Source organism: Citrobacter sp. CK185 (assembly GCF_030333565.1).
GTDB lineage: Bacteria > Pseudomonadota > Gammaproteobacteria > Enterobacterales > Enterobacteriaceae > Citrobacter_B > Citrobacter_B koseri.
Map to the genome: position 1 here is coordinate 219220 of NZ_JAOWFR010000001.1, position 15701 is coordinate 234920.

The 15701-nt window shown below is 54.2% G+C and carries 16 protein-coding genes and 1 other annotated feature; of the genes, 5 read left to right on the top strand and 11 right to left on the bottom strand.

The features are described from left to right. Nucleotides 1–12: 12 nt before the first annotated feature. Nucleotides 13–789, top strand: coding sequence for a peroxide stress protein YaaA (gene yaaA / locus OGV79_RS00955; protein ID WP_047459033.1), 777 nt, complete (start codon nt 13–15; stop codon nt 787–789). A gap of 98 nt (nt 790–887) precedes the next feature. On the opposite strand, the gene OGV79_RS00960 is transcribed toward yaaA, so the two are convergent. From OGV79_RS00960 to yjjY, 7 genes are all read right to left on the bottom strand, one after another. Then, nucleotides 888–1178, bottom strand: coding sequence for a DUF2502 domain-containing protein (locus OGV79_RS00960; RefSeq protein WP_012134167.1), 291 nt, complete (start codon nt 1176–1178; stop codon nt 888–890). Nucleotides 1179–1415: 237 nt separating this feature from the next. After that, nucleotides 1416–2702, bottom strand: a complete 1287-nt coding sequence (gene thrC, locus OGV79_RS00965) for a threonine synthase (RefSeq protein ID WP_219936028.1) — start codon at nt 2700–2702, stop codon at nt 1416–1418. Between the two features lie 3 nt (nt 2703–2705). Beyond that, the gene (gene thrB, locus OGV79_RS00970; RefSeq protein WP_275155241.1) at nt 2706–3635 is read right to left on the bottom strand and encodes a homoserine kinase; all 930 of its coding nucleotides are present in this window, start codon (nt 3633–3635) and stop codon (nt 2706–2708) included. Nucleotide 3636: 1 nt separating this feature from the next. Continuing rightward, entirely contained in the window at nt 3637–6099 is a 2463-nt protein-coding gene (gene thrA, locus OGV79_RS00975; RefSeq protein ID WP_112001209.1) for a bifunctional aspartate kinase/homoserine dehydrogenase I, read from the bottom strand. Nucleotides 6100–6124: 25 nt separating this feature from the next. Continuing rightward, nucleotides 6125–6245: a sequence feature (Thr leader region), on the bottom strand. Continuing rightward, nucleotides 6181–6246 carry a thr operon leader peptide gene (gene thrL / locus OGV79_RS00980; RefSeq protein WP_060815970.1) on the bottom strand — a complete coding sequence of 22 codons (66 nt, stop codon included), beginning with the start codon at nt 6244–6246 and terminating at the stop codon, nt 6181–6183. Its footprint overlaps the feature before it by 65 nt. A gap of 212 nt (nt 6247–6458) precedes the next feature. Beyond that, complete coding sequence (locus tag OGV79_RS00985) at nt 6459–7145, bottom strand: tRNA/rRNA methyltransferase (protein WP_286466670.1); 687 nt, start codon at nt 7143–7145, stop codon at nt 6459–6461. Nucleotides 7146–7543: 398 nt separating this feature from the next. Then, nucleotides 7544–7684 (bottom strand): YjjY family protein, encoded by a 141-nt coding sequence (yjjY, locus tag OGV79_RS00990; RefSeq protein ID WP_001541509.1) that lies wholly within the window; start codon nt 7682–7684, stop codon nt 7544–7546. Between the two features lie 95 nt (nt 7685–7779). Between yjjY and arcA the strand changes: the two genes are divergently transcribed. Then, on the top strand, nt 7780–8496 hold the full coding sequence (gene arcA, locus OGV79_RS00995) for a two-component system response regulator ArcA (protein WP_001194359.1): 717 nt from the start codon (nt 7780–7782) through the stop codon (nt 8494–8496). A 109-nt stretch (nt 8497–8605) separates the two neighbouring features. On the opposite strand, the gene creA is transcribed toward arcA, so the two are convergent. Beyond that, nucleotides 8606–9076 carry a protein CreA gene (creA, locus tag OGV79_RS01000; RefSeq protein WP_024130725.1) on the bottom strand — a complete coding sequence of 157 codons (471 nt, stop codon included), beginning with the start codon at nt 9074–9076 and terminating at the stop codon, nt 8606–8608. 211 nt (nt 9077–9287) lie between these two features. On the opposite strand from creA, the gene robA reads away from it, so the two are divergent. Continuing rightward, complete coding sequence (gene robA / locus OGV79_RS01005) at nt 9288–10157, top strand: MDR efflux pump AcrAB transcriptional activator RobA (protein ID WP_012134174.1); 870 nt, start codon at nt 9288–9290, stop codon at nt 10155–10157. Here the strand turns inward: robA and gpmB are convergent. Further along, nucleotides 10154–10801, bottom strand: a complete 648-nt coding sequence (gene gpmB / locus OGV79_RS01010; protein ID WP_012134175.1) for a 2,3-diphosphoglycerate-dependent phosphoglycerate mutase GpmB — start codon at nt 10799–10801, stop codon at nt 10154–10156. The two genes, robA and gpmB, sit on opposite strands and share 4 nt — an antisense overlap. A gap of 51 nt (nt 10802–10852) precedes the next feature. Here gpmB and yjjX point away from each other — a divergent pair, with 51 nt between their 5' ends. After that, nucleotides 10853–11368 (top strand): inosine/xanthosine triphosphatase, encoded by a 516-nt coding sequence (yjjX, locus tag OGV79_RS01015; protein ID WP_012134176.1) that lies wholly within the window; start codon nt 10853–10855, stop codon nt 11366–11368. 92 nt (nt 11369–11460) lie between these two features. Here yjjX and trpR read toward each other — a convergent pair whose 3' ends face one another. After that, entirely contained in the window at nt 11461–11790 is a 330-nt protein-coding gene (gene trpR / locus OGV79_RS01020) for a trp operon repressor (protein ID WP_024130726.1), read from the bottom strand. A gap of 90 nt (nt 11791–11880) precedes the next feature. Then, nucleotides 11881–13818, bottom strand: coding sequence for a murein transglycosylase (gene sltY / locus OGV79_RS01025; RefSeq protein ID WP_012134178.1), 1938 nt, complete (start codon nt 13816–13818; stop codon nt 11881–11883). 214 nt (nt 13819–14032) lie between these two features. On the opposite strand from sltY, the gene ettA reads away from it, so the two are divergent. Beyond that, a complete protein-coding gene (gene ettA, locus OGV79_RS01030) occupies nt 14033–15700 on the top strand; it encodes an energy-dependent translational throttle protein EttA (protein WP_024130727.1) in 1668 nt (555 codons plus the stop codon). Nucleotide 15701: the final 1 nt, after the last annotated feature.

Sequence of the window (15701 nt, forward strand, 5' to 3'; positions counted from 1 at the left end):
CAAGGACTGGATATGCTGATTCTGATTTCACCTGCAAAAACGCTCGATTACCAAAGCCCGCTGGCCACGACGCGCTATACGCGGCCTGAACTGCTGGATTACTCCCAGCAGTTGATCCGCGAGGCGCGCAAGCTCTCGGCGCCGCAGATTGGCAAGCTAATGGGCATTAGCGACAAACTGGCCGATCTGAATGCCACCCGTTTTCATGACTGGCAGCCTGACTTCTCCCCTGAAAACGCCCGCCAGGCGATTCTGGCGTTTAAAGGCGACGTCTATACCGGACTACAGGCGGAAACGTTCAGCGAAGCCGATTTTGATTTCGCGCAGCAGCATTTGCGTATGCTTTCCGGGTTGTACGGCGTCCTGCGTCCGCTGGATCTGATGCAGCCTTACCGTCTGGAGATGGGCATTCGCCTTGAGAACGCCAAAGGGAAAGACCTTTATCAGTTCTGGGGCGATGTGATTACCGATAAGCTGAACGAAGCGCTGGCTGCGCAAGGCGATAAAATCGTCATCAACCTGGCCTCGGATGAATATTATAAATCCGTGAAGCCGAAGCAGCTGAATGCGGAGGTTATCAAGCCCGTGTTCCTTGACGAGAAAAACGGCAAATTCAAAGTTATCAGCTTCTACGCCAAAAAAGCGCGCGGCCTGATGAGCCGTTACATCATTGAAAACCGGCTGACGAAGCCGGAACAGCTCACCGCATTTAACAGCGAAGGCTATTTCTATGATGAGCAAGCGTCAGGAAAAGGCGAGCTGGTGTTTAAACGCCACGAGCAAAACTGATGCCCTGAAGCGCAGGCCGGATAAGACGCCTTTTGTCGCTATCCGGCGCTAAAACCGCATAATTGCCTGATAGCGCTATGCTTATCAGGCTTGCGTACTTAATGGCGGTGGTCGTCGCGGCGATCATCATGACGATGCTCGTCATGCTTATTATGATGCGGTTGCGGACGTGGTCCATGCGGCTGCCAGCGGTTTTCTCGCCACTCATAATGCTTCTGCCACCAGCCGTGGTCGCGCCAGTGACCGCCATCCCAGTAATTACCGTGGTTATCGCGATCGCCAATCTGAAGTTTAACTGCCGGTACGAGAGTAATTTCGGCAGCCTGTGCTGCGAGGGGAGCCACCAGCATCATGGAAAGTGCAAGAAGCACGGGTTTCAACTTGTTCATGAGGTACTCCTTTTTACCATTGCCCGATTTGGGTCGATGAAAGGAGATTACTTGATGAGAACGCGGGTTGTTATTCTCTGCAATCCTAATCTCTAAGTTACCGCATTTATTGAGAATTACTCCTTTTTACCTGCTAAATTTCTCCTTATTTTCTCCATAAAAAAGCCGGATGGCGGCTAACGCCTTATCCGGCCTACAATAGCTACAATAGCCCCGAAGCGCCACCGGGCACAACCGTTAGCCGCGTGTCATCATCAGCTTACGCAATTCGGCAAAATCGGCAGGCAGATTATGCGAGAGCAGCGGCAGATCGGCACGATCCGCCAGCTCTTTTGGCAGATCCAATGTTTCACCAAGAATCGCCTCCACACTCTCTTTGAATTTCGCCGGATGCGCAGTCCCGAGGAACAAGCCATACTCCCCCGGATGCAGCTGATCACGCAGCGCGCGGTACGCCACGGCAGCGTGCGGTTCAGAGGTATAACCTGCCGCTTTCAGTTCGCGCATGGTCTCCTGCGTCGTCTCATCGTCAACCGCAGCGTAGCCCAGCTCCGTCAGACGCCAGATTTTACGGCGGAACAGCTCTTCCACGCGCGGCCAGTTATTGGGCTGGCTGACATCCATCGCGTTCGACAAGGTAGCCTGCGTCGCTTTCGGCGACCACTGCCCCTCTTTCAGGAAGCGCGGCACCGTATCGTTGACGTTAGTGGCGGCGATAAAGCGTTTCACCGGCAGGCCGAGCGACTTCGCCAGCAGCCCCGCCGTCAGGTCGCCAAAGTTACCGCTGGGCACGGAAATCACTAACTGATTACGCGCGTCCTGCGGCAGTTGAGCGACCGCTTCAAAGTAATAGCAAATCTGCGCCAGCAGACGGCTGATGTTGATGGAGTTCGCCGAATTCAGCCCCAGCACCGCCTTCAGTTCTTCATCATCAAACGCCTGTTTTACCAGCGCCTGGCAGGCATCGAAATCACCGTCAATCGCAACCGTTTCGATGTTGCCGCCCAGCGTACAGAACAGTTTTTCCTGCAACGGGCTGATCTTGCCACGTGGGTAGAGGATCACGACGCGTACATTTTTCAGGCCATAGAATGCGTGAGCAACTGCCGCGCCGGTATCGCCAGAGGTCGCCGTCAGGATAGTCACCGGTTTGTCGCCGCTGATGTGCGTCAGCATTTGCGCCATAAAGCGACCGCCAAAATCCTTAAAGGCCAGCGTCGGGCCGTGGAACAACTCCAGGCACCCGACATCGCCTTCCACCTGACGCACCGGCGCCGGAAAAGCGAATGCCTTGCGAACGCGCTCTTCTAAGATTTCCTGCGGGATCTCATCCCCGATAAACGCGGAAAGGATCTTTGCGCTACGACTCACAAAGTCCTGATTCAGCATCTCATCAACTTCAGTCAGGCTAAATTCCGGCAGGTCGTGCGGGAAAAAGAGCCCCTGATTCTTGCCAAGCCCTTGCGTAACGGCCTGCGCAAAGCTGACCTGCTCATTATGATCTTTCAGATTGTAGAGTTTCATTGTTTATCCCAGTACTCGTGCGCCCGCCGTATCCAGCTGACAAATATGAACAAAGCCTTCCTGATTTTGCAGGTAATTTTTACCCAGCCAGTCTGCTACACGCTGCGCCGTATCCGGCTTATCACAGAGCGCGAAAAGCGTCGGCCCGGACCCGGAAATACCGCTGGCCAGCGCGCCAATTTCCGCCACCGCCTGACGCGCCTGGCTGAAGCCCGGCAGCAGACGAGCGCGGTACGGTTCGGCAATCACATCCTTCATCAGCTTTGCAGCAAGCTGCGGCTGACGGGAATAGCAGGCATGAATAAACCCGGCCAGATGCCGCCCGTGGGCGATACAGTCCTGACGGCGATACTGCGCGGGTAAAATCGCCCGCGCTTCAGCCGTCGAAACGTTAATCCCCGGATAGGCCAGTACCCACAGCCACTCATCAAATCCTGGCACCTGCTGGCTGATAATGCCGTTTTCTTCGATCATCAACTGCATGCCGCCGAGAAAGCACGGCGCGACGTTATCGTAATGAATGCTGCCAGAGATACGCCCTTCCAGTTCCCCCATGATCGCCAGCAGACGCATGTCGTTCAGCGGTTTGCCACAGAACTCATTCATCGCCATCAGCGCGGCGACCACGGAACAGGCGCTGGACCCTAACCCGGAACCAATCGGCATGTTCTTTTCCAGCGTCATCGCCACCGGAATCTGTTTACCCAACTCCTGGCAAAAACGCTCCCAGCACTGATAAACGATATTTTCACGCGGCGCTGACGGCAGCTTGTCGGCAAAACGCCCTAAATTATTCAGCGTGAAGCTTTCTGCCGCATCCACCGAGACCACATCGCCCAGCAGTGAGCCATCAACCGGCGTGACGGCCGCCCCAAGCACATCAAATCCGACGCTCATATTGGCACTGGAAGCCGGAGCATAGACTTTCACCATTTTAGACTCCTAACTTCCATGAAAGGGTGCGCAGCAGATCGGCAAAAACCCCCGCCGCCGTCACATCGTTCCCCGCACCGTAACCGCGCAGAACCAGCGGCAGCGGTTGATAATAGTGACTGTAAAACGCCAGCGCGTTCTCCCCGTTTTTCACTTTAAACAGCGGATCGTTGCCGTCAACCTCGGCGATCTTCACGCGACACACGCCGTCGTCTTCAATGTTGCCAACATAGCGCAATACTTTGCCTTCATCACGGGCTTTCGCCACGCGGGCGGCAAACGCGTCGTCAAGCTGCGACAGATTGGTCATAAACGTGGCGACATCGCCGGAATCGTCGAAACCTTCCGGTAGCACCGGCTCAATCACGATATCGGACAGTTCCAGCTCACGTCCCGTTTCACGAGCGAGGATCAGCAATTTGCGCGCCACATCCATCCCGGAAAGATCGTCACGCGGATCGGGTTCGGTATAGCCCAACTCGCGCGCCATCGTGGTCGCGGCCGAAAGGCTCATGCCTTCATCCAGCTTGCCGAAAATAAAAGAGAGCGATCCAGACAGGATGCCGGAGAAGTGTTGCAGTTCGTCACCTGCGTTCAGCAGGTTTTGCAGGTTCTCGATAACCGGCAAGCCCGCACCTACGTTGGTGTCGTACAGGAACTTACGTCGGGATTTCGCCGCGGCAAAACGCAGTTGATGGTAGTAATCCATCGACGACGTGTTGGCTTTTTTGTTCGGCGTTACCACATGGAAGCCTTCACGCAGGAAGTCGGCGTATTGATCCGCCACCGCCTGGCTGGAGGTACAGTCAACAATGACCGGGTTAAGCAGGTGATACTCTTTCACCAGGCGAATTAAGCGCCCTAAATTAAACGGTTCTTTCGCTTCCGCCAGTTCCGCCTGCCAGTTATCCAGGTTCAGGCCATGCACATTGGTCAACAGCGCTTTCGAATTCGCCACGCCGCAGACGCGCAGGTCGATATGCTTGTTTTTCAGCCAGGACTGCTGGCGTTTAAGCTGCTCAAGTAACGCGCCGCCAACGCCGCCAACGCCGATAACGAACACTTCAATCACCTGATCGGTATTGAACAGCATCTGGTGGGTAACACGCACGCCCGTTGTGACATCATCGTTATTCACGACCACCGAAATCGATCGTTCGGACGAGCCCTGCGCAATCGCGACAATATTGATATTCGCGCGCGCCAGCGCCGCAAAGAACTTCGCCGAGATGCCGCGCAGCGTGCGCATACCGTCGCCAACCACCGAGATGATCGCCAGACGTTCAGTCACCGCCAGCGGCTCCAGCAACCCTTCTTTCAGTTCCAGGTAGAACTCATCCTGCATTGCACGCTGGGCCCGCGCGCAGTCGCCCTGCGGTACGCAAAAACTGATGCTGTATTCAGAAGAGGATTGCGTGATCAGCACCACGGAGATCCCCGCGCGGGACATTGCCGCGAAGACGCGCGCCGCCATCCCGATCATCCCTTTCATTCCAGGGCCGGAAACGCTGAACATCGCCATATTGTTCAGGTTCGAGATCCCTTTCACCGGCAGTTCGTCTTCATCCACGCTGGCGCCGATCAGCGTACCAGGAGCTTGCGGGTTTCCGGTGTTTTTAATCAGGCATGGGATTTGGAACTGGGCAATGGGGGTGATGGTACGAGGATGAAGGACTTTGGCGCCGAAGTAAGAAAGCTCCATCGCCTCCTGATAGGACATCGACTTCAGCAACCTGGCGTCCGGCACCTGGCGCGGATCGCAGGTATACACGCCGTCGACGTCAGTCCAGATCTCACAACAGTCGGCGCGTAAGCAGGCAGCCAACACCGCAGCGGAATAATCAGAACCGTTGCGGCCCAGCACGACCAGCTCGCCTTTTTCGTTACCGGCGGTGAAACCTGCCATCAGCACCATGTGGTCAGCCGGAATGCGGCCCGCCGCGATACGGCGCGTAGATTCGGCGATATCAACGGTCGATTCGAGGTAATGCCCGACCGCCAACAATTTTTCGACCGGATCGATAACCGTCACGCCATGACCGCGCGCTTCCAGCAGGCCAGCCATGATCGCGATCGACATCTTCTCGCCACGGCAGATCAGCGCAGCATTGATGCTATCCGGGCACTGGCCCAGCAGGCTGATTCCGTGCAGGATATGTTTGATTTGCGCAAATTCTTGCTCAACGAAAACTTTCAACTGCGCCAGCGGGAACCCCGGCTGAGCGGCTGCAAGACCCGTAAGAAGTTCGGAAAAAATACGTTCGGCATCGCTGATATTCGGTAAAGCATCCTGACCGCTGATGGTCTTTTCAATCATCGCCACCAGATGGTTAGTAATTTTGGCGGGGGCAGAGAGAACAGTCGCTACCTGCCCCTGCCTGGCATTGCTTTCCAGAATATCGGCAACACGCAGAAAGCGCTCTGCATTTGCCACTGATGTACCGCCGAACTTCAACACTCGCATGGTTGTTACCTCGTTACCTTTGGTCGAAAAAAAAGCCCGCACTGTTCAGGTGCGGGCTTTTTTCTGTGTTTCCTGTACGCGTCAGCCCGCACCGTTACCTGTGGTAATGGTGATGGTTGTGGTAATGGTGGTGCTGATGCGATTCATGGATGTTGTGTACTCTGTAATTATTATCTGTCTGTCTTGTATCTTTAAAGGGTTAAAGTATCTCGTGACCTAATTCAATAAATTTTTAATTTGATCACATTCCGCAACATGTTCACGAGCTGCTGCTTGCGCATTTATTTTCAACCAATACGGAATGAAGCAACCTCTTGAAACCAGATTTAAAATCTCACATCAAGCAATTCAACAAGATTTTATTTTGTTATATTTTTCTCAATATCATGCAATAAACGGTGCAGCATGGCCGTGTCGCGCTGCCCTGACAACCCCAGTCGTTGTTGCAGCCAGTCCGCCAGTTTGATGTCATCAGCGACATCCAGCGTCGCCAGTAACTGTGAAACGCGTGTGCGTAACGCCTGCAATTGAGGCGCGTCAGTCGCCTCTGTTTGTTTCGCCGGTTGTTGCATTAAGCCTGCTAATTGATAGCAATACACCATTACTGCCTGCCCTAAATTGAGTGAAGGATAATCAGCAACCATTGGCACGCCGGTTAAAACATCCGCCAGCGCCAGTTCTTCATTCGTCAGGCCCGAATCTTCCCGGCCAAAAACCAGCGCCGCATGGTTCATCCACTGCGATTTTTCCTGCAACAGCGGCAGCAGTTCTACGGGCGTTGCGTAGTAGTGGAACTTCGCGCGACTGCGGGCCGTGGTGGCGACAGTGAAATCAACATCGTGCAGCGCTTCCGCCAGCGTTGGATAAACACTAATATTATCAATAACATCAGCGGAACCATGTGCGACCCAACGGGTCGCTGGCTCCAGGTGCGCCTGGCTGTCGACAATACGCATATCGCCAAACCCCATCGTCTTCATTGCCCGTGCCGCCGCGCCAATATTTTCCGCTCTGGCCGGCGCGACCAGAATAATTGTTACACGCATTTCGATTCTCTTTTTGACCAGCCGCTGGCAATAATGTGACCAATGTCAACATATTACGCAGCACGAATTTACAATTTTTTAACGAAAATCGTTGAAAAACCATTTCACATTCAGTAAAAGGCACTAAACTATTTCTTATCTTTACTATTGCGTTTTATGTTAAGAAATACTACATATCCTTCTGTTTATTTAGGATAATTTAATTTAGAATGAATCACACCTATTGGATTCATTACATTTATTAGTTGGCATGCGCAACTAGTTGGATTATTGCAAATTTGTGATGAACGCTAGCATTTGGATACGATGATTTCATCAAACTGTTAACGTGCTACAATTGAACTTGATATATGTCAACGAAGCGTAGTTTTATTGGGTGTCCGGTACGTCTTAGCCTGTTATGTTGCTGTTAAAATGGTTAGGATGACAGCCGTTTTTGACACTGTCGGGTCCAAAGGGAAAGTACCCACGACCAAGCTAATGATGTTGTTGACGTTGATGGAAAGTGCATCAAGAACGCAATTACGTACTTTAGTCATGTTACGCCGATCATGTTAATTTGCGACATGCATCAGGCAGGTCAGGGACTTTTGTACTTCCTGTTTCGATTTAGTTGGCAATTTAGGTAGCAAACATGCAGACCCCGCACATTCTTATCGTTGAAGACGAGTTGGTAACACGCAACACGTTGAAAAGTATTTTCGAAGCGGAAGGCTATGATGTATTCGAAGCGACAGATGGCGCGGAAATGCATCAGATCCTCTCTGAATATGACATCAACCTGGTGATCATGGATATCAACCTGCCAGGGAAAAACGGTCTTCTGTTAGCGCGTGAACTGCGCGAACAGGCTAACGTTGCGTTGATGTTCCTGACTGGCCGCGATAACGAAGTCGATAAAATCCTCGGCCTCGAAATCGGCGCAGACGATTACATCACCAAGCCGTTTAACCCACGCGAACTGACTATCCGTGCGCGCAACCTGCTGTCCCGTACTATGAATCTGGGTACGGTCAGTGAAGAGCGCCGTAGCGTCGAAAGCTACAAGTTCAACGGTTGGGAACTCGACATCAACAGCCGTTCTTTGATCGGCCCAGATGGTGAGCAGTACAAACTGCCACGCAGCGAATTCCGCGCCATGCTTCACTTCTGCGAGAACCCGGGCAAGATCCAGTCTCGTGCAGAACTGCTGAAGAAAATGACCGGTCGCGAGCTGAAGCCGCATGACCGTACTGTTGACGTGACTATCCGTCGTATTCGTAAGCATTTCGAATCCACGCCGGATACCCCGGAAATCATCGCGACCATTCACGGTGAAGGTTACCGTTTCTGCGGTGATCTACAGGACTAATCGGTTACCACCGGCAGCAAAAACGGCGCAAAACGCGCCGTTTTTTATTGTCTGTCAATGACTTATCCGACCATAACGGGAATCACTTCCAGATGACGCGTCAGGAACGTTACCGCCACGGCATAACGGGCACCGCGCTTATGGCATTTTTTGGCGACCCTTCAACGACCTTGTCAGAATAGGCCAGATACGCCAGCGTATTGCGTTTGGCATCATAAAAACGCACGACCTGTAATTTTTTAAACACCAGCGACGTGCGTTTCTGGAAAACGACATCCCCTTGCGCTTTCCCGTTCTTAATTTTATCGCTCAGCTCAATCGGCCCTACCTGCTGACAGGAGATCGCCGCGTCGGAGGTATCTTCGGCCAGTCCCAGGCCGCCTTTAATCCCCCCCGTTTTCGCCCGACTTACATAGCACGTCACATTTTTGACGTCGGGATCGTCAAACGCTTCGACGACGATTTTATGGTCAGGCCCAAACATTTTAAATACGGTATCGACGGAACCTACCTGTTCTGCATGCGCAAACTGCCCCAGCATCAACAGAATTGAGGAAAGTATTAAGCTCTTGTATTTCATATTGTTACCATTCATAAAAGTTACACTGCGCAATTATTCGACACGTCTGGATAAACTGTTTACAGATCACAGGATTAGAATAATCATGCTTTAGTGTGCCCCAAAAAAGCACAGATGAGCAAAAAAAACACCGAATGCTAAAACAGCAAAAAATGCTATTATCCACTTACCTGATGTCAGGTGCTCGTTGTGGAAAGGATGAGGATATTTTATGGATCAGGCTGGCATTATTCGCGACCTCTTAACCTGGCTGGAAGGCCATCTGGATCAGCCTCTGTCGCTTGACAATGTGGCGGCAAAAGCAGGTTATTCCAAGTGGCACCTGCAAAGAATGTTTAAGGACGTGACGGGCCATGCTATTGGCGCTTACATCCGCGCTCGCCGCTTATCTAAATCCGCCGTGGCCCTGCGCCTGACGGCACGTCCGATTCTGGATATCGCGTTGCAGTACCGCTTCGATTCTCAGCAAACCTTTACCCGCGCGTTTAAAAAGCAGTTCTCTCAGACGCCGGCGTTATATCGCCGTTCTCCAGAATGGAGCGCCTTTGGCATTCGTCCGCCGATGCGTCTGGGTGAGTTCGCCATGCCTGAGCATCAGTTTGTCACCCTGGAAGATACGCAACTGCTCGGCACCACCCAGAGCTATTCCTGTTCGCTGGAGCAAATCTCCGATTTTCGACACGAAATGCGCGTACAGTTCTGGCAAGACTTTCTCAGCCAGGCGCCAACGATTCCTCCGCTGCTCTACGGCCTTAACGAAACGCGCCCCAGCCTGGAGAAAGATGACGAACAGGAGGTGTTCTACACCACCGCGCTACCGCAAGAACATGCCAACGGGTATGTGCCGTCAGCGCAGCCTGTTACCCTACAGGGCGGCGAATATGTGATGTTCACCTACGAAGGTTTAGGAACCGGGGTACAGGAGTTTATCCTGACGGTATACGGCACCTGTATGCCGATGCTGAACCTGACCCGCCGTAAAGGGCAGGATATAGAGCGATACTACCCGGCAGAAGATGCCAAAACAGGCGGTCGCCCTATTAACCTGCGTTGCGAATTCCTGATCCCCGTTCGCCGTTAACGCTGTAGCTCATCTAACGCAGGGGCATCGAGATGCGAGACGTCCCCTGCCGTTTCAACGACCCAACCAGGCGCCAGCCACAAACTTTCCTGATAATCGACGCGGGAAATAGAGCAATTACGCAGACGTAACCGACGCTCCGCCCAGGCCGGTAATCCCAGAATGGTGCTGACCAGGCAACCCAGCGCGATACCGTGACTGACCAGCAGCGGGCGGCTGCCCTGCGGCAGTTCCAGACAGGAAGCGAGAGCGGCATTGACGCGATCGCTCAGTTCCTGCATGGATTCGCCATCAGGAATGCGCCCGTCAACCGTGCCGTTCACTAACTGGCGACGCCAGTTCTCTTCTTCTTCGGTGAGGGTGTCGATGTGCCGTTTTTCCAGCACGCCCATGTCCAGCTCACGCAGACGGGCGTCGAAAGTGATATCGCAACCGCATGCCTGGGCGATGATTTCAGCCGTGCGGCGGGTGCGACCGAGATCGCTACTGACGATATGGGTGATGCCGAGCGTTCTGGCGCGTTCTCCCACTTGCATAGCTTGTTGCTCACCTTTAGCGGTCAGCGGACTGTCAGACTGGCCTTGAATACGTCGCTCGGCGTTCCACTGCGTTTCACCGTGGCGAACAAGGTATACCTGTAACATGCTTTTTATCCGTTATACTGCGATGACATTCATTTCTGAGTAATTCTGATTATGCACCATGTTGTCTCAGCAACCACCAATCCCGCTAAAATTCAGGCAATTCTGCAAGCATTTAACGAGATTTTCGGTGAGGGATCCTGCCATATTGAGTCCGTCTCCGTCGAGAGCGGCGTGCCGGAACAACCTTTTGGAAGTCAGGAAACGCGCGCTGGCGCACGGAATCGGGTAGAAAATGCGCGCTGTCTGCGTCCTCAGGCCGATTTTTGGGTGGCTATCGAAGCGGGGATTGATGATGACAGTACGTTCAGTTGGGTGGTAATAGAGAATGCCGCCCAGCGAGGCGAGGCGCGATCGGCAACGCTGCCGCTTCCTGCGGTTATCCTTGAAAAAGTTCGTCAGGGCGAAGCGCTCGGCCCGGTGATGTCGCAGTATACCGGTATTGATGAGATTGGCCGTAAAGAGGGGGCTATCGGGGTGTTTACCGCCGGAAAACTGACCCGCTCCAGCGTTTATCACCAGGCGGTGATTCTGGCGCTCAGTCCGTTTCATAATGCGGTGTATCGGTAGGGCCGCGATCCACGCCGGATGACGGCTTCGCCTTATCCGGCCTACGTTCATCATTCCTGTAGGCCTGATAAGCGTAGCGCCATCAGGCGAAATTACCTTTCGCTCTTGAGCAACACCTGCTCCAGCCACTGGCGTAACTCTACCGGTGCGGACTTCAGGCTGTTGGAACCGCGCGTAATGGTGGCTATGCCCGCCCCCAGCTCATTTTTAAGCTCGCGCTGGCTCATTTCACCGCGTAACAACTCTTCAATGATACGCACGCGCGTTCCCAGCGCCTCACGCTCATCCGGCGTCAGCATCAAATTGAGTAAGGGAAGATGCAGGTCTTCCGCACAAGCGTGCTTGAGCAGCTCAACAAAGCGTAACCACTCCTGGTGACGCTGTTCTGCCATCGCTGCTGAATAGGGTGATTGCTGAGTCATAGAATGTCGCCATCGTTGCAGGGGGAAACGTATCTGCCTCCCCCGATTGTACTCTTTAACGAGTACGATAGCATAACATAACCGATGCGATCAGTAACGGCGCTGCCATTCTGCGTCATTCATCAACGTTGGTTTATCGCCCATGAAGTAGCGATAGTAGGCATCATAAGCCAGCACGTTCTTCACGTAGCCCCGCGTTTCTGAGAACGGAATACTTTCAACAAACGCGACGGCGTCGATGCGCCCTGCGCTATTGCCAAGCCAGGTACGAACGCGCCCCGGCCCGGCATTGTAAGCCGCTGAAGAGAAAATACGGTTATTACCAAACTGTTGATAAACGTATTGCAGATAACTGGTGCCAATGTTGATGTTCGTCTCCGGGTCAAGCAGCTGGCTGGGGCTGCTGTAGCCCGGTATCGAGAACATTTTCACCGTATGCGTCGCCGTGCCCGGCATAACTTGCATCAGACCGCTGGCCCCTACCGGGGATTTCACTTTCGGATTCCAGGCGCTCTCCTGACGCGCAATCGCCATAGCGTAACTTTGCGAGATCGCTTTGCCGCCAGTGTAACGGGCGAAAAGATCCTTGTACGCCAGCGGGAAACGCTCTTCCAGATGATCCCACAGTTTCCCTGCGATCGTCGCCTGCACGCTCAGATCCCACCAGTGGTTATTGAAGGCATAACGCGCCAGCTGCGCCTGCTCCGACTTCGTCCTGCTGGAGACCAGATTCGCCCACTCGCTACGCGCCGTATTATCCAGGTTCCAGTACATCAGTTCGCGGACTCGCGCCATTTCCGCGCCCTGCGTAAGCGAAGCGTCCACTGTCGTCGGCGCTTTGTCGATCTTCAGCACATACGCTTCACCCAGCTTTTGCGCGGCGACCATCGGGTAGAAACCACGCTGTTGCATCAGCGCATGGAGGATCTCTTTTGCCTCTGCCTCACGCCCGCGCTCAAGCAACAAATCCGCCTGCCAGTAGCGCCATTCATCCTTCTCCTTCGCTTCCATCGGCAGTCGGGCAAGCCAGGTATTCAGCCCACGCCGATCGCCGGTGCCCAGCGCCATCCGCACGCGGCGTTCCACCAGCGTGGTGGATTGCGAGCGCATAATCGCATCATCGCGCCACTTCGCCTGCGCATCGGTCACATCGTTCCCCATCAGCCGCCAGGCGACGATATCGCGCAGTTCCTGAGTTTGCTCCTCATTAAGCTGTTGGGCCTGCACCAGTGACGGGATCATCAAACGCGCATTCTCTGCGTCCTGACGCGCGACGCTGGCAAAGGCCACTGCCGCCATCTGACGGGTAAAATCGGTCGCGCCGGTCGTACGTGCAAAAGTCATCACGCTATTGGGATCGTTCGCCAGCGCGATGATCGCCGAAGCAATGGTCTGGTACTGCGCAGGCATCTGTCCGGCCAGCACCGTTACCAGCCCCGTGTTGCCTGCTTTCATCGCCAGGCGGATGCGCTCCAGCCAGGCCAGCGGGTCCTGGGTGCCAGAAGCACGCCAGACGCTGAACAGTTTGTCACAGGCGTTCGGCTGGCTTTTCCCGGTCAGCCAAAGCGCTTTCGCCCCCTGCCAGGCCTCTTCCGTCTGCCCGGTATTCCATTTCGCGTAGTAGTAATTACATTGCGCTTCGGTGGTGCCCGGCTTCTCGGGGCTGAACGCTAGCAGTCCACGCCAGTCTTCACGACGCGCCAGCTCATTAACGAAACGCGATTGCAGCGTACGCGCAGGAGGAAGCGTAGGGTTGGCGCGCACAAACTGGGTAACGGTGACCGCAGGCTGGTTCATCAGATCGTCGGTGATCTGGCGATACTCAAGATAGGGATACAGCGGGTAATTCTTCAGGCCAGGCATCATCTGCTCAACGACATCCATCTGTCGGTTATCCCAGGCCTGTTTGATTTGCGCATAGCGATTGCGCTGCTCATCCAGAGAATCCGCTCGCGCCGCCTGACTTACCGTCAGCAGGCATACGCTGGCGGCGATAAGACGCCAGGTAAATGGTTTGGCTTTGTCCACAAGCTCTTCCTCTTGTCGTAATACATCAATGCAGCATCATGCCGCGTAATGAATTTATGCTAACCAGACATTGCTAAATGCGCCACGTTACGGACACTTTTTTACTTTTATTGCGAGTGAGAGTTGCTGGCTGGGATTAGCCCGGGAAAAAGGCTACACTTCGCCTTTGAAAATTATTCTTCATCACGATAAACCTATAGAGGCGAAGTCCAACGTGGCTCAATTCGTTTATACCATGCATCGTGTCGGCAAAGTGGTTCCGCCGAAACGTCATATTTTGAAAAACATCTCGCTGAGCTTCTTCCCTGGGGCGAAAATCGGCGTACTGGGTCTGAACGGCGCCGGTAAGTCTACCCTGCTGCGCATTATGGCTGGCATCGATACAGATATTGAGGGCGAAGCTCGCCCACAGCCAGGCATCAAAATTGGCTACCTGCCGCAGGAACCTCAGCTCACCCCTGAACACACCGTTCGCGAATCGATCGAAGAGGCGGTGGCCGAAGTGGTCGGCGCCCTGAAACGTCTGGATGAAGTGTACGCGCTGTACGCCGATCCAGATGCGGACTTTGACAAGCTGGCCGCCGAACAGGGCAAGCTGGAAGAGATCATCCAGGCGCATGACGGCCACAACCTGAACGTACAGCTGGAGCGCGCCGCTGACGCCCTGCGTCTGCCGGACTGGGATGCCAAAATCGCGAATCTTTCCGGTGGTGAGCGCCGCCGCGTCGCGCTGTGCCGTCTGCTGCTGGAAAAACCGGACATGCTGCTGCTCGACGAACCGACCAACCACCTGGATGCGGAATCCGTCGCGTGGCTGGAACGCTTCCTGCACGACTTCGAAGGCACCGTTGTGGCGATTACCCACGACCGTTACTTCCTCGACAACGTGGCGGGCTGGATCCTCGAACTTGACCGTGGCGAAGGGATCCCGTGGGAAGGCAACTACTCCTCCTGGCTGGAACAGAAAGATCAGCGTCTGGCGCAGGAAGCCTCTCAGGAAGCGGCCCGCCGTAAATCCATTGAGAAAGAGCTGGAGTGGGTGCGTCAGGGTACTAAAGGCCGTCAGTCTAAAGGCAAAGCCCGTCTGGCGCGCTTTGAAGAGCTGAACAGCACCGAATACCAGAAACGTAACGAAACCAACGAACTGTTTATTCCACCTGGACCACGTCTGGGCGACAAGGTCGTTGAAGTCAGCAACCTGCGTAAATCCTACGGCGATCGCCTGCTGATCGACGATCTCAGCTTCTCAGTACCGAAAGGCGCGATTGTCGGCATCATCGGTCCGAACGGCGCGGGTAAATCCACCCTGTTCCGCATGATGTCCGGTCAGGAACAGCCGGATAGCGGCACCATCACGCTGGGGGAAACCGTAAAACTGGCTTCCGTTGACCAGTTCCGTGACGCGATGGATAACAGCAAAACCGTGTGGGAAGAAGTTTCCGGCGGGCTGGATATCATGAAGATCGGCAACACCGAAATGCCAAGCCGCGCCTATGTGGGCCGCTTTAACTTCAAAGGCGTCGATCAAGGTAAACGCGTGGGCGAACTGTCCGGCGGTGAGCGCGGTCGTCTGCATCTGGCGAAGCTGTTGCAGGTTGGCGGCAATATGCTGCTGCTCGATGAACCGACCAACGACCTGGATATCGAAACCCTGCGCGCGCTGGAAAACGCCCTGCTGGAGTTCCCGGGCTGTGCAATGGTTATCTCGCACGACCGTTGGTTCCTCGACCGTATCGCCACGCACATTCTGGATTACCAGGATGAAGGCAAAGTGGAGTTCTTCGAAGGTAACTTCACCGAGTACGAAGAGTACAAGAAACGCACGCTGGGCGCCGACGCGCTGGAGCCGAAGCGTATCAAGTACAAGCGTATCGCTAAGTAAT

What these genes read in the sequence shown, in the direction of transcription:
- yaaA (WP_047459033.1), top strand. Translation starts at nt 13, where the DNA reads ATGCTGATTCTGATTTCACCTGCAAAAACGCTCGATTACCAAAGCCCG.
- OGV79_RS00960 (WP_012134167.1), bottom strand. Translation starts at nt 1,178, where the DNA reads ATGAACAAGTTGAAACCCGTGCTTCTTGCACTTTCCATGATGCTGGTG.
- thrC (WP_219936028.1), bottom strand. Translation starts at nt 2,702, where the DNA reads ATGAAACTCTACAATCTGAAAGATCATAATGAGCAGGTCAGCTTTGCG.
- thrB (WP_275155241.1), bottom strand. Translation starts at nt 3,635, where the DNA reads ATGGTGAAAGTCTATGCTCCGGCTTCCAGTGCCAATATGAGCGTCGGA.
- thrA (WP_112001209.1), bottom strand. Translation starts at nt 6,099, where the DNA reads ATGCGAGTGTTGAAGTTCGGCGGTACATCAGTGGCAAATGCAGAGCGC.
- OGV79_RS00985 (WP_286466670.1), bottom strand. Translation starts at nt 7,145, where the DNA reads ATGCGTGTAACAATTATTCTGGTCGCGCCGGCCAGAGCGGAAAATATT.
- yjjY (WP_001541509.1), bottom strand. Translation starts at nt 7,684, where the DNA reads ATGACTAAAGTACGTAATTGCGTTCTTGATGCACTTTCCATCAACGTC.
- arcA (WP_001194359.1), top strand. Translation starts at nt 7,780, where the DNA reads ATGCAGACCCCGCACATTCTTATCGTTGAAGACGAGTTGGTAACACGC.
- creA (WP_024130725.1), bottom strand. Translation starts at nt 9,076, where the DNA reads ATGAAATACAAGAGCTTAATACTTTCCTCAATTCTGTTGATGCTGGGG.
- robA (WP_012134174.1), top strand. Translation starts at nt 9,288, where the DNA reads ATGGATCAGGCTGGCATTATTCGCGACCTCTTAACCTGGCTGGAAGGC.
- gpmB (WP_012134175.1), bottom strand. Translation starts at nt 10,801, where the DNA reads ATGTTACAGGTATACCTTGTTCGCCACGGTGAAACGCAGTGGAACGCC.
- yjjX (WP_012134176.1), top strand. Translation starts at nt 10,853, where the DNA reads ATGCACCATGTTGTCTCAGCAACCACCAATCCCGCTAAAATTCAGGCA.
- trpR (WP_024130726.1), bottom strand. Translation starts at nt 11,790, where the DNA reads ATGACTCAGCAATCACCCTATTCAGCAGCGATGGCAGAACAGCGTCAC.